Below are 22,267 nucleotides of genomic sequence, written 5' to 3'. Positions count from 1 at the left end.
ACTAAATTTGTTTTTCAGAGTGTGTAAGGACATACTACATATAAAAATATAGTTAAAGAGATGATGAGGGTGAAAACAACTAAGAAAACATATTCGTTTTTTCAGCGGATGTGGAGAATATTAAAGTTTCAATATTATAAGTTGCTTCGATCGCCAGAAGGCGCAAAGAAAGTATCGTTAGGGTTTGCTATAGGATTCGGCTTAGAAATGTTAGTCATTTATACGGCATCGCTCGTATATGTAATATTTTATCCAATCGTCAGGTTAGCAAAGGGATCTTTTCCTGCGGCAGTTATTGGCAATATTATTGGGAAAATATCGTTTCTCCCAGTATTTTTATTTCCGCTTGCGTATGCGCTAGGAAAAATGATTTATCCATTTCATGTACAGAAAATTCATCATGAACCATTTAAGATATCGGACTTGTTTTCAAGTCACATTTTTACGATATTAAAGAGCTTATTACAAAGTGAAGTGTATGTATTAATTGGAATGACGATTTTAGGAGTTGTGTTTGGTCTCATTTCGTATTTCGTTGTGCATTATTTATACGAAAAGAACCGTAAGTTACGCTTGAAGAAAAGGAAGAAACGAGTGAGAGAACCACTTGTACAATTATAAACAATGTCACATCCATTTTCTCCTTTGAATATGTTTAAGAAAAAGGAGGAGAGGATAATGTATTATTATTACGTACCTCAAGTATATCCATATGTAAATTATTATCCGGTTTATGATACGAGTAGACAATACGAATTATATTGGCAACAACAATTACAGCAATTATCACAAATACCACAACAACAGCCTACACAGGAAAAAAAACCATATTTAACAACATGGCCATATTCCAATGTGTACTATGGTAATTATTACGAATCATAAAGCTGCTTCTATTTAGAAGCAGCTTTATACGTTTGTTTTCAAAATTAAATTTTGAATGGTTTGAAGAGAATGAATGAGCTTTTCGCGCTCTTCCTCAGATAATGTTTGGAAATTTTCTTTTAGTTTGTCTAAAATGAATTGCTGATACTGATTTACTAATAATTTCCCTTCAGCTGTTAGGGAAATTAAAATGACCCGTCGATCTTTTTCGCTATAATGACGCTCTATTAGTTCTTCTTGAATAAGTTTGTTTAATAGAGGTGTCATGTTAGGCCGTGAAATCGCTAGCCGCTTGCCGATTTCGGAAACTGCTAATGTGCCGTTTTCATGCAAAAGCAGTAATACTTGTGTATGTGATGGCGGCATATGTCTTTGAGAAGAAAATTCTCCAGGAAGCATAAATTTGCGATAAAAAAGAGGCACTAGCGAAAGAAGATGATCAACAATACGTTCCCACTCGCGTGATTCCATATAAAGGCCCCCTTCCACTCTCATTGTAACAAAAAAGACATGTTATAAAAATAGAATTGTTTCATGGGAATTTTAATATTTGTAGGCCAACACTTTTTTTGTAAATGAATCGGCAATAATCGTATAGCCTTTATCATTTGGGTGTACTTGGTCAAAGAGCAATTCTTTTTTATCATTCGATATTAATTTACGAATTGGCAAAACGATAGATGGTTGATTCACTTTTGCAATGGAATAAACGGATTCATTCCAGCCGTCTAAAAACATATCTGCATAACTTGCGATGGAGTCATCGAGTTGTAATGGGTTATAGAGTTCAGAAAGAATGAGTAAAGCATCCGGATTTTGATCTCGGACTGTCTTTACAATATTTTTTACATCCGCTTCAAAATGAGCTTTTTCTTTATTTAACATTTTAATACCGTCTATAACACCGACATCACGATTTAAGCGAAATAAATTATTTCCTCCAATATTAATGGTAATGATATTTGCTGCTCTAATTTTTTGCTTTACATCTTCTGATTGAACTTTTTTAGCGAGACGATCTGTTGTAAGACCGTTTATCCCAAGGTTTTCTACAGTAATTGGTTTATGAATTTGTGCTTCTATTTGTTTAGAGGCTAATTCAGCAAATCCACCTTGTGTTGATCCATATCCTTTGGCGAGCGAATCACCTAGTACGAGATGATAAAAGGAATCGTTTGTTTGCTTATCAATCCAACTTGGAGTAGATGTTTTTTCTGTTTTTTCTTCGGGTTCATTTTGTTTTGTCTCGTCGTTCTTTTCAAAATAAGAATAAGAAATGATCAGAAGGAGGAGACAAACAATTGTTAAGATGACTTTTTTCATAAATTCATCCTCCTTGTAATTGGTAATTGTATCATATTCAGCAGTATTAGCAATGTAAGGGCATATTATATGTTTATGAAAAGTTTATAATAACTTTACAGAAAATTTGTTGAAGTTTGTCAAAAAATATTGACGATAGGAAAGAACTTTATATATGATAATGTCAGATAAGGTGAAATTTTAATTAGTGGGAGCTTTATTTCCTATTAATTGTTAGTCTTCATCAATCGAGCGTTTAAGGGGACTACTCGTTAGCGCAGGGTGAAATGAAAATTGTGTCTCTAATAGAAGAAAAAAGGTATGTGGTTAGAGACAGATAGGGATTCATTTCATTATTTCTGGTAATTGTATAAGGGGGATTTTTTGTGAAAAAGTCAAAAAAAATGCTAGCTGGAGCAACTCTTGCGATTGGTGTTATAGCACCGCAAGTAATGCCAACAACAGCTCATGCAGATGAGAACGCTGGGGAGAGTACAGTTAACTTACGAATTCTAGAAACATCAGATATTCACGTTAACTTAATGAATTACGATTATTATCAAACGAAAACAGATAATAAAGTAGGTCTCGTACAAACGGCAACACTCGTTAATAAAGCGCGTGAAGAAGCGAAAAACTCTGTCCTATTTGATGATGGAGATGCATTACAAGGGACACCGCTTGGAGATTATGTAGCAAATAAAATAAAAGATCCGAAGAATCCTGTGGATCCTAGTTATACACATCCATTATATCGTGTAATGAATTTAATGAAGTATGACGTCATCTCTCTTGGGAATCATGAATTTAACTACGGTTTAGATTATTTAAATAAAGTGATTGAAAAAACGGATTTCCCGGTTATTAACTCGAATGTCTATATAGATGACCATGATGGTAATGATGAGAATGACGAGCATTACTTTGATAAACCATATCATATTTTAGAGAAAGAAGTAGTGGATGAAGCAGGCCAAAAACAAATAGTGAAGATTGGTGTAATGGGATTTGTTCCACCACAAATTATGAATTGGGATAAAGCGAATTTAGAAGGAAAAGTAAAGGCAAAAGATATTGTGCAAACAGCGAAAAAATTAGTTCCGGAAATGAAGGCGCAAGGTGCGGATATTATAGTTGCACTAGCGCATTCAGGTGTTGATAAGAGTGGATACAACGAAGGAATGGAAAATTCATCGTTTTATTTAGCGACAGAAGTTCCTGGCGTAGATGCAGTATTAATGGGACATTCACATACTGAAGTGAAGGATGTATTTAATGGTGTTCCAGTTGTAATGCCTGGTGTCTTTGGAAGTAACTTAGGTATTATTGATATGCAATTGAAAAAGGTAAACGGAAAATGGGAAGTACAAAAAGATCAATCTAAGCCACAACTTCGCCCGATTGCTAATAGTAAAGGTACCCCATTAGTAGAATCTGATGAAAAATTAGTTAATGAAATTAAAGATGAGCATCAAGCGACAATCGACTATGTAAATACACCTGTAGGTAAAACGAAAGCACCAATTAATAGTTATTTTTCATTAGTACAAGATGATCCTTCCGTACAAATTGTGACAAATGCGCAAAAATGGTATGTAGAACAAGAACTTAAAAAACCAGAGTACGAAAAGATTAAAGATATTCCGGTTTTATCTGCAGGCGCACCATTTAAAGCAGGTGGCCGAAACGGTGCTACATATTATACGGATATTCCAGCTGGAACGTTAGCGATTAAAAACGTTGCAGATTTATATGTATATCCAAATACGTTATATGCTGTAAAAGTAAATGGGGCACAAGTGAAAGAATGGCTTGAAATGTCTGCAGGTCAGTTTAATCAAATTGATCCAAAGAAAACAGAAGAACAGCCGTTAGTAAATATAGGGTATCCTACATATAACTTTGATATTTTAGATGGCTTAAAATACGAAATTGATGTAACACAACCGGCGAAATACGATAAAGATGGAAAAGTTGTAAATGCAAATACGAATCGTATTGTAAATATGACATATGAAGGTAAGCCAGTAGCTGACAAGCAAGAGTTCATCGTCGCTACAAATAACTATCGTGGAAGTAGCCAAACGTTCCCAGGTGTAAGTAAAGGGGAAGTTGTATACCAATCACAAGATGAAACACGTCAAATCATTGTGAAGTATATGCAAAAAATAAAAGATATTGATCCAGCAGCTGATCAAAATTGGACATTTAAACCGATTGTTGCAGATAAATTAAATACAACATTTGATTCTTCACCAAATGCACAAAAGTATATAAAGAAAGATGGAAAGATTTCATATGTTGGACCATCTGAAAATGAATTTGCGAAATATGCAATTGATATAACGAAGAAAAATGATGATAAAGAAACTGGTGAAGGAAACCCAACAACACCGCCAACAGGTGGTGGAGAAAATCCGACGACACCACCAAAAGGTGATGGAGAAAACCCAACAACACCGCCAACAGAAGAAGGTAATAATGGTAATGAACCAAAGCAAGATGGAAACAATACTGGATCTGGACAAACTACAACAGATGATCAAAATACAAAAGAAACAACAACTGTAAGTGAAAATAAAGAAGCTGAAAAAGATGAACGTGATTTACCGAAAACAGGTGCAAGTATTGCTTCTACAATTGGAGCTGGTCTTGCGTTTGTTGGAGCGGGATTACTTCTGTTATTTAGAAGAAAGAAAGCGAATAGATAGTCAAGAAATATAAAAAGGATTACCGATTTGGTAATCCTTTTTGTTATATTATGAAACTGGTACTGCTTTTTCTTTTTTCCATGAAAGACCGAATCCAGTAAAACCGACAATAATGGTTACGACTGGACATGCTAAACAGAAGATTGCGTATGGCAGGTAATCGAATGTTGGAACGCTAAGAACGTTTGTTAAGAATACGCCACTTACACCCCATGGTACGAGTGGATTAATTACTGTACCAGCATCTTCTAATACTCGTGATAAATTACGACGTTCTAAACCGACTTCATCGTATTTATTAGCAAATGCTTGTCCTGTTAAAACGATGGATAAGTACTGCTCACCAAGTAAGAAGTTTACACCAATTGCAGTTGAAGCAGTAGAAATAATTAAGCGTGTACTAGTTTTTACGAAGCTAGAGATAATATTCATCAGCTGCGCTATAATACCCATTCCTTGTAATAATCCTCCCATACAAAGAGCTAGGAAAATAAGAGCAATTGACATCATCATACTTTGCAGGCCACCGCGAGATAATAAGCTGTCAATGTCTTTGATACCAGTTTTAGAAACGTAACCGTCTTGCATAATTTTTATTAAATCAGCTAAAGAAGTGCTAGGTTTAAAAATAAAGAGAATAATAATCCCTACCACAATTCCTGCAAGTAATGTTGGAACTGCGGGTACCTTTTTAAATGCGAATAGGAACAGTAATAAAATAGGAATCAGTGTAACGATAGAAATCGTTGCATTTTTTTCTAGTGTGTTAATAAATGCTGAGAAATCAACGTTTCCACCAGATCCGTTTCCTAAAATGAAAAATGCGATAAAAGCAATAATGAAAGCTGGCACTGTTGTCCAAAGCATGTTACGAATATGTTCAAATAAATCTACACCTGTTACAGCAGGCGCTAAGTTTGTTGTATCAGATAAAGGAGACATTTTATCTCCGAAGAATGCACCAGAAATAATTGCACCAGCAATAAGAGCTGGATCGTATCCAAGGGCAGTACCCATTCCCATAAAGGCAAGTCCTACAGTTGCAGCAGTTGTAAAAGCACTACCGATACTCGTTCCAACAATTGCACAAACAACAAAAACAGTTGGAACGAAAATTTTTGGAGATACAAGTTGGAAGCCGTATACCATTAAAGTGGGAATAGTTCCAGCTGCGATCCAAACGCTAATTAATACGCCTACAAGTAAGAAAATAAATATAGATGGAATACCAGCTGAAATACTACTAATCATCCCTTTCTCCATAGTAGACCAAGAGATTCTCTTCAGGAATCCAAATGCTAATAAAAGAACGATACCAAATAAAATTGGAATGTGTGGTGAAACTTCTAATTGAATAACACTAAAACCAATACAGAAAAAGATAAAAATTGTTAAAAGAACAGACTCAATTTTTGAAACCATTGTTTTCCCCTCCTAAGTAATGTAAAATAGCTCTTTTTTATATAAAATTCGCCAATATTGTATATTTCCTTCTAAAATTTAGAATTTTGTGACAAATTACCGGTAATTGTTAGTCCTTCTATATGATACGGAAATGATTGGATAAAAAAACGTCCCTGCATATAATTATGCAGGGACGAAGAAATCGCGGTACCACCCTAGCTTGTGAAATGAATGCGTCACAAAATAAAGGGTCATATGATATGCGCTTATAAAATAAAAAACGCCCCTGCAATATATGCAGGGACGAAAAATTCGCGGTACCACCCTAAATTGTGAAACAGTGTCGTTTCACCACTCTTTAGACATAACGGTCTATAACCGTCTTTCACTACTCCTCACGTTTCGTAAAAGAAGCTCCAGGGGGTAATTCATAATTCGCTCTGTACTGGTTCGCACCGACCACCAGCTCTCTGAAATCAGAAATCGAAATACTACTAAATCCTATCAACGCCGATTCATATGATGTTAGTTAAATTTTTATCATATTTTCATCTTACATGTCAATAAAAATATTAAATGTTTTTTTAGGGAAATAAAGGATAATTGTTTTTAACGCTGTAAAAATGTACGTTATAATGAATTTGAAAGGGGGAGGAAAGAGTGAAGAAAAAAATAATTCTTTTTACCACTTTATTAGTTATTGGAGGAAGTGCTGGAATTTACACAGCTTTTGCGGCTGAATCAGAGCAGTTGAAACAAAAGCAAATACAACAGTCAGAAGTGAAGAAAGTAAAAGAAATAGAAGAGAAGAAATCAATGGAAAAAGCAGCAGAAAAACTAGGAGTTTCTACTGAGGGGAAAACAAAAGAAGAGGTTACGAAAGAAGTAAATACCGCTAGATTTGAGAAGCGTCATGATTTATTAATTGAGCACGCTAAGCAACTTGGAATTGATACAGAGGGGAAAAAAGATGAAGAAATTATTTTAGAAATTGGAAAGATACAGCATGGAAAGTAGAACAACTTATCGTATGATAAGTTGTTCTTTTTTAAGAACTATTTGATTTTAAAATAATTGACAGTCATTCGGATTTAATGTTAACTATATTTATAAACAAGTTAACATTAGGGGTGACAATTGTGACAATAAATAGTAGAACGATTGAAAAATCATCTTATACATATGAAGAATTAGCAGAGAAAAATAAAGCTTACGTATGGCACCCATTTACACAAATGAAAGATTATTTAGAAGAAGATCCTGTCATTATTGAACGTGGAGAGGGAAGAAAACTATACGATGTAAATGGTAATGAATATTGGGATGGTGTTTCATCTATATGGTTAAATGTTCACGGACATCAAGTACCGGAATTAGATGAAGCAATTCGTGAGCAATTAAATAAAATTGCTCATTCTACTATGTTAGGACTTGCTAACGTTCCATCTATTTTATTAGCAGAAAAAATTATTGAGGTTGTACCAGATGGATTGAAGAAGGTATTCTATTCTGATTCAGGTTCTACCGCTGTTGAAATTGCAATTAAGATGGCTTTCCAATATTGGCAGCATAAAGGGAAACCAAAGAAACAAAGATTCGTTACATTAAAAGAAGCATATCACGGTGATACAATTGGAGCTGTTTCAGTAGGAGCAATAGACTTGTTTCACCAAGTGTATAGTTCGCTCTTATTTGATGCGATTAAAATGCCGTATCCATATACATATCGTTCTCCTTACGGAAATAATAAGGAGGAAATTGTAAAAATCCATTTAGAAGAAATGGAAGAATTGTTGAAAGAAAAGCATGAAGAAGTAGCTGCCATCATTGTAGAGCCATTAATGCAAGGTGCTGGCGGAATGATTACAATGCCAAAAGGATATTTAAAAGGACTGCGCGATTTATGTACAAAGTACAATGTATTATTTATTACAGATGAGGTAGCGACTGGATTTGGGCGTACAGGGAAAATGTTTGCGTGTGAACATGAAAATGTGACGCCAGACATTTTAACTGCTGGGAAAGGTTTAACAGGTGGATATTTACCAATTGCAGTTACGGTAACGACAGATGAAATATATAATGCCTTCTTAGGAGAATATGAAGAACAAAAAACATTTTTCCATGGACATAGCTACACAGGTAATCCGTTAGGGTGTGCCGTAGCAATCGCGAATCTAGAACTATATGAAAAAACAAATTTAATAGAAGAAGTGGCACGTAAAACGGATTATGTGACAGCGCAATTAGAAAAGCTCTTTGCGTATAAACATGTAGGTGATATTCGTCAGTGCGGATTAATGGTTGGTATTGAGCTTGTGAAGAATAAGGAAACGAAAGAAGCGTTTGACTGGACAGAAAGAGTCGGTGTTCAAGTATGTAAACGCTCAAGAGAGCTGGGTATGATTTTACGACCGCTAGGTAACACGATTGTATTTATGCCACCACTTGCTTCTACTTTTGAAGAGATTGATGATATGTTACGCATTTTATATAAGGCAATCTCAGATGTTACGGAGGGAGAATAATGAGTGGTTTTTTCATAACAGCAACTGATACTGAAGTTGGAAAAACAGTAGTTGCAGGTGCTATAGCAGGTGTATTTAGAGAATTAGGATATAACGTAGGGGTATATAAACCGTTACAAAGTGGGCATGTTGCATCAAACCCTGAGGGAGATGCGGCAAGGTTAAAAGTACTATCAGGTGTACCGACACAAGAAAATGAAATTTGCCCTTATTCTATTGAAGAACCACTTGCTCCGAGACTTGCCATGAAAAGAGCTGGAAGAGTAGTAAAGTTAAAAGAAATTACTGATTACTATAATGAACTATTAAAAGAGTTTGATAGCTTATTTGTAGAAGGAGCAGGTGGGCTTGCTGTCCCATATACAGAAGATGCTTTAGTAATTGATTTTGCAAAAGAATTACAGTTGCCTCTTATTGTAGTAGCTCGTCCTACATTAGGAACAGTAAATCATACAGTGTTAACGATTGCTTACGCAAAGGCGCATGGTTTAACCGTAGCGGGTGTCATTTTATCAGGTTGCAAAGAATGTGAAATGGAAAGAGTGCAAGAAAATAAAGAGATGATTGAAGAGCTGAGCGGGGTACCAGTTTTAGGATTATTGCCATTCTTTGCAGGTGAGTTTACGAAAGAAGAAGTATTAGAATCTGCAAAAGAACATATTATGATTTCAAAATTAGAGGAGTTTATCCAAAATGAATCAAACATGGCGGGCGCACCTTCAATCTAAATTACAACAATTACATGAGCAAGGGCAGTATCGTGAGTTGCATGTAACAGAGAAGGCAGAAGAGACTTGGCTTATTCGAGATAAAAAAAGGATGTTAAATTTAGCGTCAAATAATTATTTAGGGTTAGCTGGAGATGAAAGGTTAAAAGAAGCTGCTATTGCCTGTACAAAAAGATATGGAACTGGAGCGACTGCCTCTCGTCTCGTTGTAGGAAATCATCCATTATATGAAGAGGTTGAGAGAAGCATATGTGACTGGAAAGGTACTGAAAGAGCTTTAATTGTAAATAGTGGGTATACGGCAAATATAGGTGCCATATCTTCTTTAGCCTCTCGGCACGATATTGTTTTTAGTGATAAGTTAAATCACGCAAGTATTGTTGATGGAATCATATTAAGCGGGGCAGAGCATAAAAGGTATCGTCATAATGATTTGGATCATTTAGAGAAGTTGTTGAAAATGGCTTCGCCTGAAAAAAGGAAATTAATCGTAACAGATACCGTTTTTAGTATGGATGGTGATACTGCGTATTTGAGAGATTTAGTACAGCTGAAAGAGAAATACGGGGCAATCATTATAGTTGATGAAGCACATGCGAGTGGAATATATGGAATCGGCGGAGCTGGGTTATCTCATATAGAAAAAAATCTTGCTCAAAAAATTGATATACATATGGGGACGTTTAGCAAGGCTTTAGGGTGTTATGGTGCGTATTTGACAGGTGATGAAATTTATATAGAGTATTTACAAAATATGATGAGAAGCTTTATTTTTACTACAGCTTTACCACCAAGTACGTTAGGAGCGGTGCAAAAAGCAATTGAAATTGTAAAAGAAGATAACGAAAGAAGAGAGAACCTTATAGCAAACGGAGAATACTTCAGAACTAAATTAAGGGATGCTGGTTTTGATATTGGGAATAGTTCAACTCATATTGTACCGATTGTAGTCGGTTCAAATGAACATGCTTTACGGTTTAGTAAAAGGTTGCAAGAGGCAGGGATTGCGGCTATTGCAATTCGTCCGCCAACTGTGCCGGTTCATAGTTCTCGAATTCGCTTTGCAGTTACATCGCAACATACAATAGCTGATTTAAAATGGGCTATTGACCGAATTATCCACATTGCGAAAGAAGAGGAGCTTGTCGTATGAATGAGCTAAAGATTATTTTTATCCCCGGATGGGGAATGGAAGAGAATATTTGGGATTTAGTACTTCCGTATTTTAAAGGATATTCTGTTCAATGCATAGATTGGCGTAATGTGAAAGAACGAAGTGAATTTGCGGAACGAATTATAGATGTAGCGCATAATGACAACGTAATATTGGTTGGATGGTCACTAGGAGCGTTAGCAGCAGTTGAAGCTTATAAAAAGATTCAGGCAAAAGGCATTGTATTAATTGGTGGTACTGCTAAATTTACAAATACGAGCGATTACAGTAACGGATGGAATGCTTTGCATGTAGAACGGCTGAAAAGGAATTTGGCGAGAAGGAAAGAAGATACGCTCAAGCGGTTTTATGAAAATATGTTTACGAAAGATGAGCTAAAAGAGAATAAAAACTTTGAAGACATTGTAGACCGTTTTAAAGGTGATTCTATTCAGTCTTTACAACTAGGTTTGGATTATTTAATAGAAACAGATATGAGAGAAGAACTAAAAGAAATTAAAGTACCTATACTACTTATTCACGGAGAACAGGATGTAATATGCCCATTGTCTGCGGCACGTAGTATGACGGAAAATAGCAGCAGCGAGCTGAAAGTAGTAAGTGAAGCAGGGCATGCATTATGTGTGACGAATTTTGAATATTGCGCAAATGAGATAATTCAATTTGTAGAGGGGATACGACATGATCAACAAAACGTTACTACAAAAACGGTTTAATGGGGCAGCCGTATCTTACGATCGATATGCAAATGTACAAAAAAAGATGGCACATTCATTACTTTCAATCTTAAAGGAACGATATAGTGAAACGGCATCAATACGTATTTTAGAACTGGGATGCGGGACGGGGTATGTAACAGAGCAATTATCAAAGTTATTTCCGAAAGCACATATTACAGCAGTTGATTTTGCTGAAAGTATGATTGCGATTGCGCAAACTAGACAAAATGTAAAAAATGTAACGTTTCACTGTGAAGATATTGAGCGATTACGATTAGAAGAATCATATGATGTCATTATTTCAAATGCTACATTTCAATGGTTAAATAATTTACAACAAGTGTTAAGAAATTTATTTCAACATTTGTCTATAGATGGGATATTACTCTTTTCAACGTTTGGACATGAAACGTTTCAAGAATTGCATGCTTCGTTCCAACGTGCGAAAGAAGAAAGAAATATAAAAAATGAAACATCGATTGGTCAACGTTTTTATTCAAAAGATCAGTTGCTTCATATATGTAAGATAGAAACAGGGGATGTGCATGTTTCTGAAACATGTTACATAGAGAGTTTTACAGAAGTTAAGGAGTTTCTGCATTCTATTCGAAAAGTAGGAGCAACTAATAGCAATGAAGGATCATATTGTCAAAGTCCCTCACTCTTTCGTGCGATGCTACGCATATACGAAAGAGACTTCACGGGAAATGAAGGGATAATGGCAACGTATCATGCTTTATTTATACATATAACAAAAGAGGGGAAGAGATGAAATGAAACAAGTACAAACAAAAAGGGATTGGAAAAAACTTGCATACGACGTAGTGGAAGAGAAGATGATTACGAAAGAAGATGCAATAGCGATATTAGAAGCTGATGATACAGAAGTTTTAGAAATTATGAATGCGGCTTACATTATTCGCCATCATCACTTTGGTAAGAAAGTAAAATTGAATATGATTATTAATACGAAATCTGGATTATGTCCTGAAGATTGTGGATATTGCTCACAGTCTATTATTTCAGAAGCACCGATTGATAAATATGCATGGTTAACGCAGGAGAAGATTGTAGAAGGGGCACATGAAGCAATACGCCGTAAAGCAGGTACATATTGTATTGTAGCGTCTGGTCGTCGTCCGACGGATAAAGAGGTAAATCACGTAATTGGAGCAGTTAAGGAAATTCGTGAAACGACAGACTTGAAGATTTGTTGTTGTTTAGGTTTCTTAAATGAAGATCAAGCAGGACGTTTAGCGGAAGCAGGCGTGCATCGTTATAACCACAACTTAAATACACATGCAAATAATTACGATAGTATTTGTTCAACTCATACGTATGATGATCGTGTTGATACAGTTCAAAAAGCAAAACAAGCGGGCATTTCCCCATGCTCGGGAGCGATTTTTGGCATGGGAGAAACAATTGAAGAGCGTGCTGAAATTGCATTTGAATTACAACGTATAGATGCAGATTCTATCCCTTGTAATTTCCTTGTTGCTGTAAAGGGGACACCTCTTGAAGGACAAAAAGAGTTAACTCCAGTAGAATGTTTAAAAGTACTGGCAATGATGCGTTTTGTAAACCCAACAAAAGAAATTCGTATTTCAGGAGGACGTGAAATCAATTTACGTTCTGTACAGCCAATCGGTTTATTTGCAGCAAATTCTATTTTTGTCGGGGACTACTTAACGACAGCTGGACAAGAGCCGACTGCGGACTGGGGTATGATTGCAGATTTAGGATTTGAGATTGAAGAATGTGCATTATAAGATAGATGAAAAAGCAAACTTGTAAAAGGGTTTGCTTTTTTTGTAAATAAAATGTAATAAATAGTTGTGAACGCTTGATATTATTGGTTTTTAAGCGAAAAAAAGAATTTTTGTGGACGAATTTTCCAAGCCCTAGTTGTACATAGTAAATATGTAATTTATATTGGGTTGGAGGATTTTACATGTACAAATACATATTAGCGATTATGACTTGTTTAATTTTAATAAAAGCAATAAGTTCTGATCCAGTTAAGGCTGCTGAAAATCCTGAACAAAAAGAAATGCAACAAAGAATCGAACAACACTTTCGAACGAAAGCTGAACATTTTGGATTGAAAACGGAAGGAAAAGATTTAAAGGAAGTTAGAAAAGAAATTACTATTATAGAAGAAGCGAAAAAAAGAGAGAATGTATGGAGAACGGCACAAGCTCTTCATATAAAAACAGAAGGAAAAACGATGAATGAATTAATAAAAGATGTACAAAAAAAGGTGAAAAAATAAAAAGAGGCCGCAGCCTCTTTTTTTATGCCCATTGTTTTGATAAGTGAGCCATTTCAATTGCAGCAACAGCTGATTCATATCCTTTATTACCAGCTTTCGTACCTGCGCGTTCAATCGCTTGTTCAATTGTTTCTGTCGTTAATACGCCGAAAATAACTGGGATGTCCATTTGTAGTGATAAAGACGCAACACCTTTTGCTACTTCATTACAAACGTAATCGTAGTGAGTTGTAGCACCTCGGATTACAGTACCTAATGTAATAACAGCATCATACTTTCCGCTACTAGCCATCTTTTTAGCGATTAAAGGAATTTCAAATGCACCAGGAACCCAAGCAACATCAATATCATTTTCCTCTACACCGTGACGCTTTAATCCGTCTAAAGCGCCGCCAAGTAACTTACTTGTAATAAATTCGTTAAAACGTCCAACAACAACTCCAACTTTTAATCCTGTACCAACTAAATGACCTTCGAATACCATAATAAATCTCTCCTTTAATTATAAGTTTAGTAAGTGTCCTAATTTGTTTACTTTCGTTTGTAAATACGATTTATTCTCTTCTTTTGCTGGCATTTGCAACGGTACACGCTCGACTACTTCTAAATCGTAACCTTGTAAGCCAGCAATTTTTCTTGGGTTATTCGTTAATAATCGTAAACTCTGTAAACCTAAATCTTTTAATATTTGAGCACCGATACCGTAATCACGAAGATCAGCAGGGAAGCCGAGTTTTTCATTTGCTTCTACAGTATCGAATCCTTCTTCTTGTAATTTATAAGCACGAAGCTTATTAAGAAGCCCAATGCCTCTTCCTTCTTGCCTCATATAAAGAAGAACACCTTTTCCTTCACGCTCAATTTGAGCAAGTGCTGCATGGAGTTGTGGTCCGCAATCGCAGCGATGTGAACCGAATACATCTCCTGTTAAGCATTCAGAATGAACACGTACAAGTACCGGTTCACCTGTTGAAATATCACCTTTTACAAGTGCGATATGTTCTTTCGTATCTAATGAGTTAGAATAGCCAATTGCGTGGAAAGTACCGAAATCTGTAGGTAATGTAATTTCCACTTCTCTCGTCACAAGTGTTTCATGATGGCGGCGGTAAGCAATTAAATCTTCTATTGTAATCATTTTTATATCAAATTGTTTTGCGCATTCTATTAAATCAGGTACACGTGCCATCGTGCCGTCCTCATTTATAATCTCGCAAATAACTCCAGCTGGTTCGGCACCGCATAGCTTTGCTAAATCAACAGCAGCTTCTGTATGACCTGCACGACGCAGGACACCGCCTTCTTTCGCAATTAATGGAAAGATATGTCCAGGTCGATTGAAATCAGCACCTTTTGATGCGGGGTTTAACAATTCTTGTATCGTAGTTGCACGTTCGTGAGCGCTAATCCCTGTTGTTGTAGAGACATGGTCAATGCTCACTGTAAACGCAGTATGATGTGAATCTGTATTATGAGATACCATTGGTTCTAATTGTAGACGTTCTGCGTACCCTTCCGTAATCGGTACACAAACGAGACCACGGCCATGTGTAATCATAAAATTAATTGTTTCTGGTGTAATGTACTCTGCTAAAGCAATAAAATCGCCTTCATTTTCTCGGTTTTCATCATCACATACGATAACGACTTTACCTTTTTTTAAATCTTCTAGAGCTTCTTCAATACGATGAAACATTGTGCTTCCCCCTTATAGAAATCCGTTTTCTTGTAAAAAGCTTTCGGTCATTGAACCTACTCGTTTTGTAGGTTTAGTAATAAAGCGTTCAATATATTTACCAATCATGTCACACTCAATGTTTACGATATCTCCGGCATTTTTTGCTCCAATGACAGATTCGCTTACTGTGTGCGGGATGAGTGAAATCGTTATGGAAGATTCGTCTATATCAAATATCGTTAAACTCGTTCCATCAACAGCAATGGACCCTTTCTGCAAACAATAGCGCAGTAGTTCATCAGAAATTGCTATTTTGTAATAGACAGCATTGTAATGTTGTTTTTTATTTAAAATCGTTCCGATTCCATCAATATGTCCTGAAACGAAATGTCCACCGAATCGTCCGTTTGCAGCCATTGCTCGCTCTAAATTTACTTTAGAGTGCGGTTTAAGCATGCGAAGTGATGTCGACTGCATCGTTTCAGGCATTGCATCAACTGTAAATGAAGTAGTTGTAAAGCTTGTTACAGTTAAGCAAATACCGTTAACCGCGATACTATCACCTAAGTGAACATCTGATAAAATTTTCTTTGCATGAATCGTTAATTTCATCGCTTCTCCGCTTTGTTGCATGTTTGCTATCGTTCCTAATTCTTCTACAATTCCTGTAAACATTTCGTCACCTCGTTTCGGGCATTCGCAACGATTTTTATATCATCACCAATTTGTTTCATCTCTTGAATTTTCAAGGAAAGCGCATTTTGTAATTTTGAAAAACCATTTCCTCCAAATAAAGTAGGAGCATCTTTCCCACCAATTAATTTCGGACTTATATAGGTTACAATTTCATTAAAATTGTTTGTTTTTAAGAAACTTGCATGAATCGATTGGCCACCTTCAACGAATAGAGAAAGAATTTGTTTCTCTCCAAGAAAGGAAAGAAGGTCCTCGATTTCTATATGTTTCGTTTCCATTTGGAATATAGCTATATTTTTAGATTCATAAGAAGATATCTTCTCTTCCTTTACATCCTTACCGACAATAATCCATGTCGGTGCTAAACCATCTGTTATAACATGAGAAGATGGTGGCGTTCGTAAATGGGTATCTAAAACAACGCGAATAGGATGTTTCCCACCATTTGGAATTCTTGTTGTTAAATGAGGATTATCAGCTATAACTGTATTCACTCCAACAAGAATTGCATCATGTGTATGGCGATATTGGTGAACATCAGCACGTGCTTCTTCACCTGTAATCCACTTACTTTCACCAGTTACAGTTGCTGTTTTTCCATCTAAGCTCATCGCTGTTTTGATTGTTACAAAAGGGCGCTTCGTTTTCATGTAGTGAAAAAAGTAGCGATTTAATAAAACTGCTTCTGCTTCAAGAACACCGGTCGTTACTTCAATTCTAGCTTCCTCTAATCTTCTTTTTCCGTTACCAGAAACGAGCGGATTACAATCGAGAGTAGCAATTACAACACGCTTAACTCCTTTTTCGATGAGCAATTCACAACAAGGTGGTGTTTTTCCAAAGTGGCTACACGGTTCCAGTGTTACATAAACGGTAGCGTCTTTGGCGTTCTGACCAGCCATTTGAAGGGCATGAACTTCTGCGTGTTCTTCACCAGCTCGTAAATGAGCCCCCATACCAACGATGTTTCCATCTTTTACAACAACAGCACCAACCATAGGATTTGGACTTGTTTGTCCTGATGTCCCTTCTGCTAACTGCAGGGCAATCCTCATATATTCTTGATCTGTCATTTTCTTCACCTCTCCTAAAAAAATCAAAAAACCCCAAGGATTTAATATCCTTGGGGTTTGGGAGACGTGATTTCTAGAAATATAGTTTGAATACGAAAGCATAGGAAAGAAACCTAACGATAATTGATATTTCTGCATAAGGAAAAAACCTAGCAAAATATCGAATTTTTAAACGCTAGTTGTCTCTTTTTATTTCAGTATAAAAAATAAGTATAGAAAATTAAACATATATAAAGAATCAAAATGAATCTTTAAAAATATGCATACTGAAATAAAAGTGTATTCACTATATAAAAAACTAGAAACATATCCTTCTCCCATCCAGACTATACTGTCGGCCCTAGAGTTTCACTAGATCCACCGTTTTCGAGTTGAAAACGGGTCACGGACTTAGAAGTTTTCACTTCATCACCGCCGGTTGGGAATTTCACCCGACCCCGAAGGATGCTGTTTGCTCAAATTATAGCACAAAAAAAATAAAAGGCTAGTAAAAAATATTCGAATGTGAAGAATTGTGTGAAAATATATGCAGGCTGGAATGGAAATAAAAGTATTAGAAATGTTGTAAGGAGAAGGGATATAACGGAGTTGCTAAAAAGAAAAAACATGCACAAAAAAATGTGCATGTCACATGTAAAATTATTCTGCCTCTGGTGCTCTAACAACAGACTCGAATTTACCTTTATGCGAAGCGTCGCAATAAGGCATATTTTTTGATAAACCACACCGGCATAAAGAAAATGCCGGTTTTGCTGGGAATACATTCCCTTGTGAGTCGACTAATTCCACGTCCCCTGTAACGCGAAAAGAGCCATTATCATTTACTTTAATTTGTACTTTTGCCAACGTTATCCCTCCTTCCCAAACGCTTAATTTCATCATATAATCAAGGGAAGTGCTTGACAATATAAAAAGAGCACTTTGTTTGAGAAAGAAGAGAGTGTTATAATAGTTTTCATAACTGACTAGAGTAAGGTGACGAGAGATGGATAAACAATTACATACATTACGAAACATTGCAAATGAGCGCACGTGGGCATCATTTTTGAATGATAATCATCCATATAGTTTGTTACATTGGTCCATTGCAGGTGTAGGGCAAGAGGCAAAGGATGTTTGGTTACTTCAAGATGAAGTAACATTTCAAACGACAGAATTCCCAACGTTAGATGATGCAATGCAATGGATTTCTGAAAATATGGAACAAGTTACAGACGTTTTAGCGCAATAAAAAACAGGCTTATGCAAGCCTGTTTTTTGTTTCTTTCACATATGTGTTTAAAAATTGATCGACGGCTGCTTCGTACTCTTCTTTATTTTCGTTATAAGAGCAAGCGTGTGCACCGTGTTCTGCAATATAAAGCTGCTTATTATTTTCTTTCGCTTCATATAACGCTTTTGTCATATCAGCTAAAATATAGTCGTCATCTTTACTATGAATAAAGAGAACGGGATTGTTAATGTTTTTTATACAGTCGATTGGTGAAACTTCACGAATTGTATAACCGTCACGAACTTTCAAAAATGCGTTTGCTAAAGGTAATAAAGGCCATTTTGGTAAATGGAATTCAACCTTTAAACGGTGCTGTAATTGTCCGTGAAAATCAGAGAAAGGACAATCTGCAATATAGAAATCAGCACCATCTTCTACAAGTCCTGCGTATTGAAGAAGTGTTGCAGCTCCCATAGATTCACCATGAATACCAAGTGTAATATTGGTGCCAAAACGGTTTTTTAGCCAGTCAACTACGGATTTTAAATCATGTTTTTCATAGTATCCATAGCTTGTTGTTTTTCCGCCAGTTTTACCATGACGACGATGATCGTAAATGAGGACGTTATATCCCCTTTTTAAGAATAAGTTTGCATATTTTACAGAGTTTATTTTATTTACAGTTACACCGTGGCAAAAAACCATAAACTTATTGGTGGAATGACCGGCAGGAATGTAATATCCGTGAAGGTCGTATCCGAATTGTGAAGGAATATGAATTTCTTCTTTATGAAGAGCATCAAAATCCTCTATACGAAAATGTTTTTTCGTTTCTCTTTCGAGTACTTCTTCCTCTGTTTTTTTCTTTAAGTACATCACTTTATTTGTAAAGAAAATCCCAAGGGCAGTTATTGCACCTAGTATAGTAAACAATGCTGCAAAAAAACGTTTCATACTTTACCTCATCCTCCAAATACCGTTACATGTGATACACTTATATTGTATCACAATGATATAAAAGGGGAGAAATAGGAAATGCTGCATATACAAAAAATTACGCCAGCGATGAAAGAAACAATCCGAATGTTCATGTGTGAGAACTGGGGAAGTTCATTGATGGTTTCACGTGGTAAGGGACATCAGTTAGAAGAGTTGCCAGGATTTGTTGCGCTCTCAGATGACAGAATAATCGGAATTATAACGTATGAAGTGACCGGAAATATATGCGAAATTGTATCGCTAGATAGCTTTGAAGAAAGAAAAGGAATAGGGACGAAACTTGTGGATTGTGTATTACAAGTTGCAGAAGAAGAACGGTGCAGACAGGTTTGGCTTATTACAACAAATGATAATATGAATGCGTTACGATTTTACCAAAAACGTAATTTTGTAATGACTAATTTATATGTGAATGCGGTAGAGGAGGCACGAAAAATAAAGAAAGAAATTCCACGTATGGGATATGATAATATCCCAATTTTACATGAAATTCAGTTGGAGTATCGTTTAGTGAAATGATGTAACAATTTTCAGAAATGTGAGTTATTAATCTTGACGGATAGTGTAATTTAGGTTACCGTAAAATTGTAATCTATTACCATATTAAGGGGTGACGATGTGGCAACTATACGTGATGTTGCAAAATTGGCAGGTGTTTCAGTCGCAACCGTTTCACGAGTTATTAATGAAAAAGGATACGTTCATGAGGACACAGTAAAACAAGTAAAGGAAGCAATTGAAGAATTACGTTATAGGCCAAACAGTGCAGCGAAGCCACTATTTAAAGAGAGTTCAACGATAATTGCATTACTTGTAGATAATTTATGTAACCAATCAAACATCACTTTGCTACATTGTATTGAGGAAATAGCATATAAAGAAGGCTATCAAATCATTATTTGTAATATAGAGAATAAAGATAGATACATACATATGCTGAAGCAAAATAACATTGCAGGTGTTATTTTGACGAGAGCAGTTTTTAAAAGTGTAGGAGAAATTCCATTTCCATTTGTTGTGATCGATGAGCAACAATCACATGGAAATTATTATGAAAGTGGACAGAGAGCTGTTTCTTTATTAAAAGAGAAAGGGTGTCACTTTCTTGCATATTTCGGTGAGGGAGAAGAAAGTGAAGAAATGGAAGATCATATAGCAGGGTTTTTAGACGCTGTTTGGGATGAAGGAATCTCTTATCGAGAAGAATGTGTACAAGGGTATACAAATAAACAATTTATTACATTATTGCAAAACAATCCGTATATAGATGGAATTGTAGCCTCAAGTGATCAGATTGCTATTGAGTTAATTCGGTCAGCGAGATTTCTAAATATACATATACCAGATAAATTAAAAATTGTTGGACCGAATGGGAGTATAGAGTGTGAATGGATAGGTTCATCACTACCGACAATTGAAAGCTATGTCAAAGATAACGGAAAAGTAGCTTTTCAACAATTAAAAGGAAAAATAAAAAAGTAAAAGGTGCGTTTTATACGCACCTTTTTATAATGTAATTGCGGCAATAAAGCCAAATATAAGTAACGGTATATTGTAATGTAGAAAAGTGGGTACACATGTATCCCATATATGATGGTGCTGACCATCAGCATTTAAACCGGATGTTGGTCCAAGGGTACTATCCGATGCTGGAGATCCTGCGTCACCTAGTGCTCCGGCTGTACCGATAATTGCAATTGTGGCCATTGGACTAAATCCAAGCTGAATGCAAAGAGGTACAAAAATGGTTGTTAAGATAGGGATGGTTGAAAAGGATGAACCAATTCCCATCGTAACGAGAAGTCCAATAACGAGCATAAGAAATGCAGCGAGTGGTTTGTTATTTCCGATTATATGTGCACTCGTTTGCACTAGAGATTCAACATGTCCTGTTTTTCGAAGAACAGCGCCGAATCCAGCGGCAGCAATCATAACAAAGCCAATAAAGGACATCATACGCATTCCGCTTGTTAATATCGCATCTGCTTCTTTAAGTGGTAGACTGCCACTAACTGATAAGACGATAATACCTGCTAAAGCACCGAAAATCATTGATTCTGTTGTTAATTGAACAGTTAATGTAGCAATGATAGATAATAACCCGAAAGTAATGCTACGTTTTGTATAGGGAACGATTTCATTTTCGGTAGTATGAATTTGTTCTGTTTCATACGTACGAGGTTTTCGGTACGTAATGAATACCGCTACACATAATCCAATAATCATACCGATTGCTGGAATAGTCATTGCTTTTGGAATAAGTGTGACATCAAATGTAAGGCCGCTTTGCGCAGCGTTGGTTTGCAATACGTCATGATAAATTTTTCCGAACCCTGCAGGGATCCACATATAAGGAGTAATCAATCCAAATGTAATAATACATGTGACAAGTCTGCGATCCACTCTCAGCTCATTTAATACTTTTAAAAGTGCTGGAATTAAGATGGGGATGAAAGCAATGTGAACAGGAATCACATTTTGTGAGAAACAAGCCATCGTTAAAATAATGAATAAAATAAGTATTTTAGAATAAACTTGTTTTTTCGTGTCTTGTTCATTGCCAATCCATTTTAATGCAGTTTGAATCATAGCATCTGGAAGTCCTGTTTTGGAAAGGGAAATAGCGAAACCACCAAGCATTGCATAACTTAAAGCGATTGGAGCACTGTTTCCAAGACCAGTTGTAAAAGTGTTAATCGTTTCTGAAATACCGAGTCCGCCGATAAGTCCGCCTGTTAAAGCTCCAACAATGATGGCGACAATGACCTGGACACGTAACAAACTAAGCAATAGCATAATTGCTACTGCGACGAGTACAGCGTTCATAATAAATGTAATCTCCCTAAATTTTTATTCTGTTAAGACAAGTAAATATGAAACAT

Annotated in this window: 24 protein-coding genes, 1 riboswitch and 1 other annotated feature; of the genes, 14 read left to right on the top strand and 10 right to left on the bottom strand. The window is 36.0% G+C overall.

Annotated features, from left to right (window positions below):
* Positions 1-60: 60 nt before the first annotated feature.
* Together M1D73_RS21255 and M1D73_RS21250 are read left to right on the top strand one after the other, a co-directional pair.
* Positions 61-621, top strand: coding sequence for a DUF2062 domain-containing protein (locus tag M1D73_RS21255; RefSeq protein WP_002026296.1), 561 nt, complete (start codon positions 61-63; stop codon positions 619-621).
* A 57-nt stretch (positions 622-678) separates the two neighbouring features.
* Positions 679-885, top strand: a complete 207-nt coding sequence (locus M1D73_RS21250) for a hypothetical protein (RefSeq protein ID WP_481157963.1) — start codon at positions 679-681, stop codon at positions 883-885.
* 24 nt (positions 886-909) lie between these two features.
* Here the strand turns inward: M1D73_RS21250 and M1D73_RS21245 are convergent, their stop codons facing one another.
* Positions 910-1,356, bottom strand: coding sequence for a MarR family winged helix-turn-helix transcriptional regulator (locus M1D73_RS21245; RefSeq protein ID WP_000445819.1), 447 nt, complete (start codon positions 1,354-1,356; stop codon positions 910-912).
* 72 nt (positions 1,357-1,428) lie between these two features.
* Positions 1,429-2,208: a GDSL-type esterase/lipase family protein gene (locus tag M1D73_RS21240; RefSeq protein ID WP_000755838.1), complete on the bottom strand. Its 780-nt coding sequence runs from the start codon at positions 2,206-2,208 to the stop codon at positions 1,429-1,431.
* Positions 2,209-2,573: 365 nt separating this feature from the next.
* On the opposite strand from M1D73_RS21240, the gene cpdB reads away from it, so the two are divergent.
* The gene (gene cpdB, locus M1D73_RS21235) at positions 2,574-4,898 is read left to right on the top strand and encodes a bifunctional 2',3'-cyclic-nucleotide 2'-phosphodiesterase/3'-nucleotidase (protein WP_098583285.1); all 2,325 of its coding nucleotides are present in this window, start codon (positions 2,574-2,576) and stop codon (positions 4,896-4,898) included.
* 48 nt (positions 4,899-4,946) lie between these two features.
* Here the strand turns inward: cpdB and nhaC are convergent, their stop codons facing one another.
* Positions 4,947-6,320 (bottom strand): Na+/H+ antiporter NhaC, encoded by a 1,374-nt coding sequence (gene nhaC / locus M1D73_RS21230; protein ID WP_071741163.1) that lies wholly within the window; start codon positions 6,318-6,320, stop codon positions 4,947-4,949.
* A 278-nt stretch (positions 6,321-6,598) separates the two neighbouring features.
* Positions 6,599-6,819 (bottom strand) — a binding site (T-box leader).
* 143 nt (positions 6,820-6,962) lie between these two features.
* On the opposite strand from nhaC, the gene M1D73_RS21225 reads away from it, so the two are divergent.
* The 8 genes from M1D73_RS21225 to M1D73_RS21190 all read left to right on the top strand — a co-directional run bounded on the left by M1D73_RS21225 (position 6,963) and on the right by M1D73_RS21190 (position 13,726).
* The gene (locus M1D73_RS21225) at positions 6,963-7,319 is read left to right on the top strand and encodes a hypothetical protein (protein WP_000726902.1); all 357 of its coding nucleotides are present in this window, start codon (positions 6,963-6,965) and stop codon (positions 7,317-7,319) included.
* 77 nt (positions 7,320-7,396) lie between these two features.
* Positions 7,397-8,830 carry an adenosylmethionine--8-amino-7-oxononanoate transaminase gene (bioA, locus tag M1D73_RS21220; protein ID WP_048655595.1) on the top strand — a complete coding sequence of 478 codons (1,434 nt, stop codon included), beginning with the start codon at positions 7,397-7,399 and terminating at the stop codon, positions 8,828-8,830.
* Positions 8,830-9,558, top strand: a complete 729-nt coding sequence (bioD, locus tag M1D73_RS21215) for a dethiobiotin synthase (RefSeq protein WP_086403903.1) — start codon at positions 8,830-8,832, stop codon at positions 9,556-9,558. Before bioA ends, bioD begins: the two co-directional genes overlap by 1 nt.
* Positions 9,524-10,711, top strand: a complete 1,188-nt coding sequence (gene bioF / locus M1D73_RS21210) for an 8-amino-7-oxononanoate synthase (protein WP_121868065.1) — start codon at positions 9,524-9,526, stop codon at positions 10,709-10,711. Before bioD ends, bioF begins: the two co-directional genes overlap by 35 nt.
* Positions 10,708-11,448 (top strand): alpha/beta fold hydrolase, encoded by a 741-nt coding sequence (locus M1D73_RS21205; protein ID WP_001004172.1) that lies wholly within the window; start codon positions 10,708-10,710, stop codon positions 11,446-11,448. Before bioF ends, M1D73_RS21205 begins: the two co-directional genes overlap by 4 nt.
* Positions 11,414-12,223 (top strand): malonyl-ACP O-methyltransferase BioC, encoded by an 810-nt coding sequence (bioC, locus tag M1D73_RS21200; protein WP_000608911.1) that lies wholly within the window; start codon positions 11,414-11,416, stop codon positions 12,221-12,223. Before M1D73_RS21205 ends, bioC begins: the two co-directional genes overlap by 35 nt.
* A gap of 1 nt (position 12,224) precedes the next feature.
* On the top strand, positions 12,225-13,223 hold the full coding sequence (gene bioB, locus M1D73_RS21195; RefSeq protein ID WP_000815856.1) for a biotin synthase: 999 nt from the start codon (positions 12,225-12,227) through the stop codon (positions 13,221-13,223).
* A 182-nt stretch (positions 13,224-13,405) separates the two neighbouring features.
* On the top strand, positions 13,406-13,726 hold the full coding sequence (locus M1D73_RS21190; protein WP_000280032.1) for a hypothetical protein: 321 nt from the start codon (positions 13,406-13,408) through the stop codon (positions 13,724-13,726).
* A 22-nt stretch (positions 13,727-13,748) separates the two neighbouring features.
* Here M1D73_RS21190 and ribH read toward each other — a convergent pair whose 3' ends face one another.
* The 5 genes from ribH to M1D73_RS21165 form a co-directional block, all read right to left on the bottom strand.
* Positions 13,749-14,210 carry a 6,7-dimethyl-8-ribityllumazine synthase gene (ribH, locus tag M1D73_RS21185; RefSeq protein ID WP_000230895.1) on the bottom strand — a complete coding sequence of 154 codons (462 nt, stop codon included), beginning with the start codon at positions 14,208-14,210 and terminating at the stop codon, positions 13,749-13,751.
* 18 nt (positions 14,211-14,228) lie between these two features.
* Positions 14,229-15,422 carry a bifunctional 3,4-dihydroxy-2-butanone 4-phosphate synthase/GTP cyclohydrolase II gene (ribBA, locus tag M1D73_RS21180; RefSeq protein ID WP_000468976.1) on the bottom strand — a complete coding sequence of 398 codons (1,194 nt, stop codon included), beginning with the start codon at positions 15,420-15,422 and terminating at the stop codon, positions 14,229-14,231.
* A gap of 12 nt (positions 15,423-15,434) precedes the next feature.
* Positions 15,435-16,079: a riboflavin synthase subunit alpha gene (gene ribE / locus M1D73_RS21175; protein WP_000493908.1), complete on the bottom strand. Its 645-nt coding sequence runs from the start codon at positions 16,077-16,079 to the stop codon at positions 15,435-15,437.
* Entirely contained in the window at positions 16,061-17,173 is a 1,113-nt protein-coding gene (ribD, locus tag M1D73_RS21170) for a bifunctional diaminohydroxyphosphoribosylaminopyrimidine deaminase/5-amino-6-(5-phosphoribosylamino)uracil reductase RibD (protein ID WP_000131986.1), read from the bottom strand. Before ribD ends, ribE begins: the two co-directional genes overlap by 19 nt.
* A gap of 305 nt (positions 17,174-17,478) precedes the next feature.
* Positions 17,479-17,622: riboswitch (FMN riboswitch) on the bottom strand.
* 190 nt (positions 17,623-17,812) lie between these two features.
* Positions 17,813-18,019 (bottom strand): CDGSH iron-sulfur domain-containing protein, encoded by a 207-nt coding sequence (locus M1D73_RS21165; RefSeq protein ID WP_001151582.1) that lies wholly within the window; start codon positions 18,017-18,019, stop codon positions 17,813-17,815.
* A 139-nt stretch (positions 18,020-18,158) separates the two neighbouring features.
* Here M1D73_RS21165 and M1D73_RS21160 point away from each other — a divergent pair, with 139 nt between their 5' ends.
* A complete protein-coding gene (locus M1D73_RS21160; protein WP_000360793.1) occupies positions 18,159-18,404 on the top strand; it encodes a DUF2552 family protein in 246 nt (81 codons plus the stop codon).
* A gap of 9 nt (positions 18,405-18,413) precedes the next feature.
* Here the strand turns inward: M1D73_RS21160 and M1D73_RS21155 are convergent, their stop codons facing one another.
* A complete protein-coding gene (locus tag M1D73_RS21155) occupies positions 18,414-19,340 on the bottom strand; it encodes an alpha/beta hydrolase (RefSeq protein ID WP_000819234.1) in 927 nt (308 codons plus the stop codon).
* A gap of 81 nt (positions 19,341-19,421) precedes the next feature.
* Between M1D73_RS21155 and M1D73_RS21150 the strand changes: the two genes are divergently transcribed.
* Positions 19,422-19,904: a GNAT family N-acetyltransferase gene (locus M1D73_RS21150; RefSeq protein ID WP_000902435.1), complete on the top strand. Its 483-nt coding sequence runs from the start codon at positions 19,422-19,424 to the stop codon at positions 19,902-19,904.
* A 99-nt stretch (positions 19,905-20,003) separates the two neighbouring features.
* Entirely contained in the window at positions 20,004-20,867 is an 864-nt protein-coding gene (locus M1D73_RS21145; RefSeq protein ID WP_000201363.1) for a LacI family DNA-binding transcriptional regulator, read from the top strand.
* A 24-nt stretch (positions 20,868-20,891) separates the two neighbouring features.
* Here the strand turns inward: M1D73_RS21145 and M1D73_RS21140 are convergent, their stop codons facing one another.
* Complete coding sequence (locus M1D73_RS21140; protein ID WP_000994817.1) at positions 20,892-22,211, bottom strand: Na+/H+ antiporter family protein; 1,320 nt, start codon at positions 22,209-22,211, stop codon at positions 20,892-20,894.
* Positions 22,212-22,267: the final 56 nt, after the last annotated feature.

Source organism: Bacillus sp. PK3-067 (genome assembly GCF_056738645.1).
Note: the sequence above shows the minus strand (reverse complement) of the source record. Positions and strands in the feature narration are given on the sequence as shown.

Excerpts from the sequence above, each read along its gene's own strand:
- M1D73_RS21250 (WP_481157963.1), top strand. The coding sequence starts at position 679 with ATGTATTATTATTACGTACCTCAAGTATATCCATATGTAAATTATTAT.
- bioB (WP_000815856.1), top strand. The coding sequence starts at position 12,225 with ATGAAACAAGTACAAACAAAAAGGGATTGGAAAAAACTTGCATACGAC.
- bioC (WP_000608911.1), top strand. The coding sequence starts at position 11,414 with ATGATCAACAAAACGTTACTACAAAAACGGTTTAATGGGGCAGCCGTA.
- nhaC (WP_071741163.1), bottom strand. The coding sequence starts at position 6,320 with ATGGTTTCAAAAATTGAGTCTGTTCTTTTAACAATTTTTATCTTTTTC.
- bioA (WP_048655595.1), top strand. The coding sequence starts at position 7,397 with ATGTTAACTATATTTATAAACAAGTTAACATTAGGGGTGACAATTGTG.
- M1D73_RS21205 (WP_001004172.1), top strand. The coding sequence starts at position 10,708 with ATGAATGAGCTAAAGATTATTTTTATCCCCGGATGGGGAATGGAAGAG.
- M1D73_RS21190 (WP_000280032.1), top strand. The coding sequence starts at position 13,406 with ATGTACAAATACATATTAGCGATTATGACTTGTTTAATTTTAATAAAA.
- ribBA (WP_000468976.1), bottom strand. The coding sequence starts at position 15,422 with ATGTTTCATCGTATTGAAGAAGCTCTAGAAGATTTAAAAAAAGGTAAA.
- M1D73_RS21255 (WP_002026296.1), top strand. The coding sequence starts at position 61 with ATGATGAGGGTGAAAACAACTAAGAAAACATATTCGTTTTTTCAGCGG.
- M1D73_RS21150 (WP_000902435.1), top strand. The coding sequence starts at position 19,422 with ATGCTGCATATACAAAAAATTACGCCAGCGATGAAAGAAACAATCCGA.
- M1D73_RS21155 (WP_000819234.1), bottom strand. The coding sequence starts at position 19,340 with ATGAAACGTTTTTTTGCAGCATTGTTTACTATACTAGGTGCAATAACT.
- bioF (WP_121868065.1), top strand. The coding sequence starts at position 9,524 with ATGAATCAAACATGGCGGGCGCACCTTCAATCTAAATTACAACAATTA.
- M1D73_RS21245 (WP_000445819.1), bottom strand. The coding sequence starts at position 1,356 with ATGGAATCACGCGAGTGGGAACGTATTGTTGATCATCTTCTTTCGCTA.
- M1D73_RS21160 (WP_000360793.1), top strand. The coding sequence starts at position 18,159 with ATGGATAAACAATTACATACATTACGAAACATTGCAAATGAGCGCACG.
- ribH (WP_000230895.1), bottom strand. The coding sequence starts at position 14,210 with ATGGTATTCGAAGGTCATTTAGTTGGTACAGGATTAAAAGTTGGAGTT.
- M1D73_RS21140 (WP_000994817.1), bottom strand. The coding sequence starts at position 22,211 with ATGAACGCTGTACTCGTCGCAGTAGCAATTATGCTATTGCTTAGTTTG.
- M1D73_RS21240 (WP_000755838.1), bottom strand. The coding sequence starts at position 2,208 with ATGAAAAAAGTCATCTTAACAATTGTTTGTCTCCTCCTTCTGATCATT.
- ribE (WP_000493908.1), bottom strand. The coding sequence starts at position 16,079 with ATGTTTACAGGAATTGTAGAAGAATTAGGAACGATAGCAAACATGCAA.
- bioD (WP_086403903.1), top strand. The coding sequence starts at position 8,830 with ATGAGTGGTTTTTTCATAACAGCAACTGATACTGAAGTTGGAAAAACA.
- ribD (WP_000131986.1), bottom strand. The coding sequence starts at position 17,173 with ATGACAGATCAAGAATATATGAGGATTGCCCTGCAGTTAGCAGAAGGG.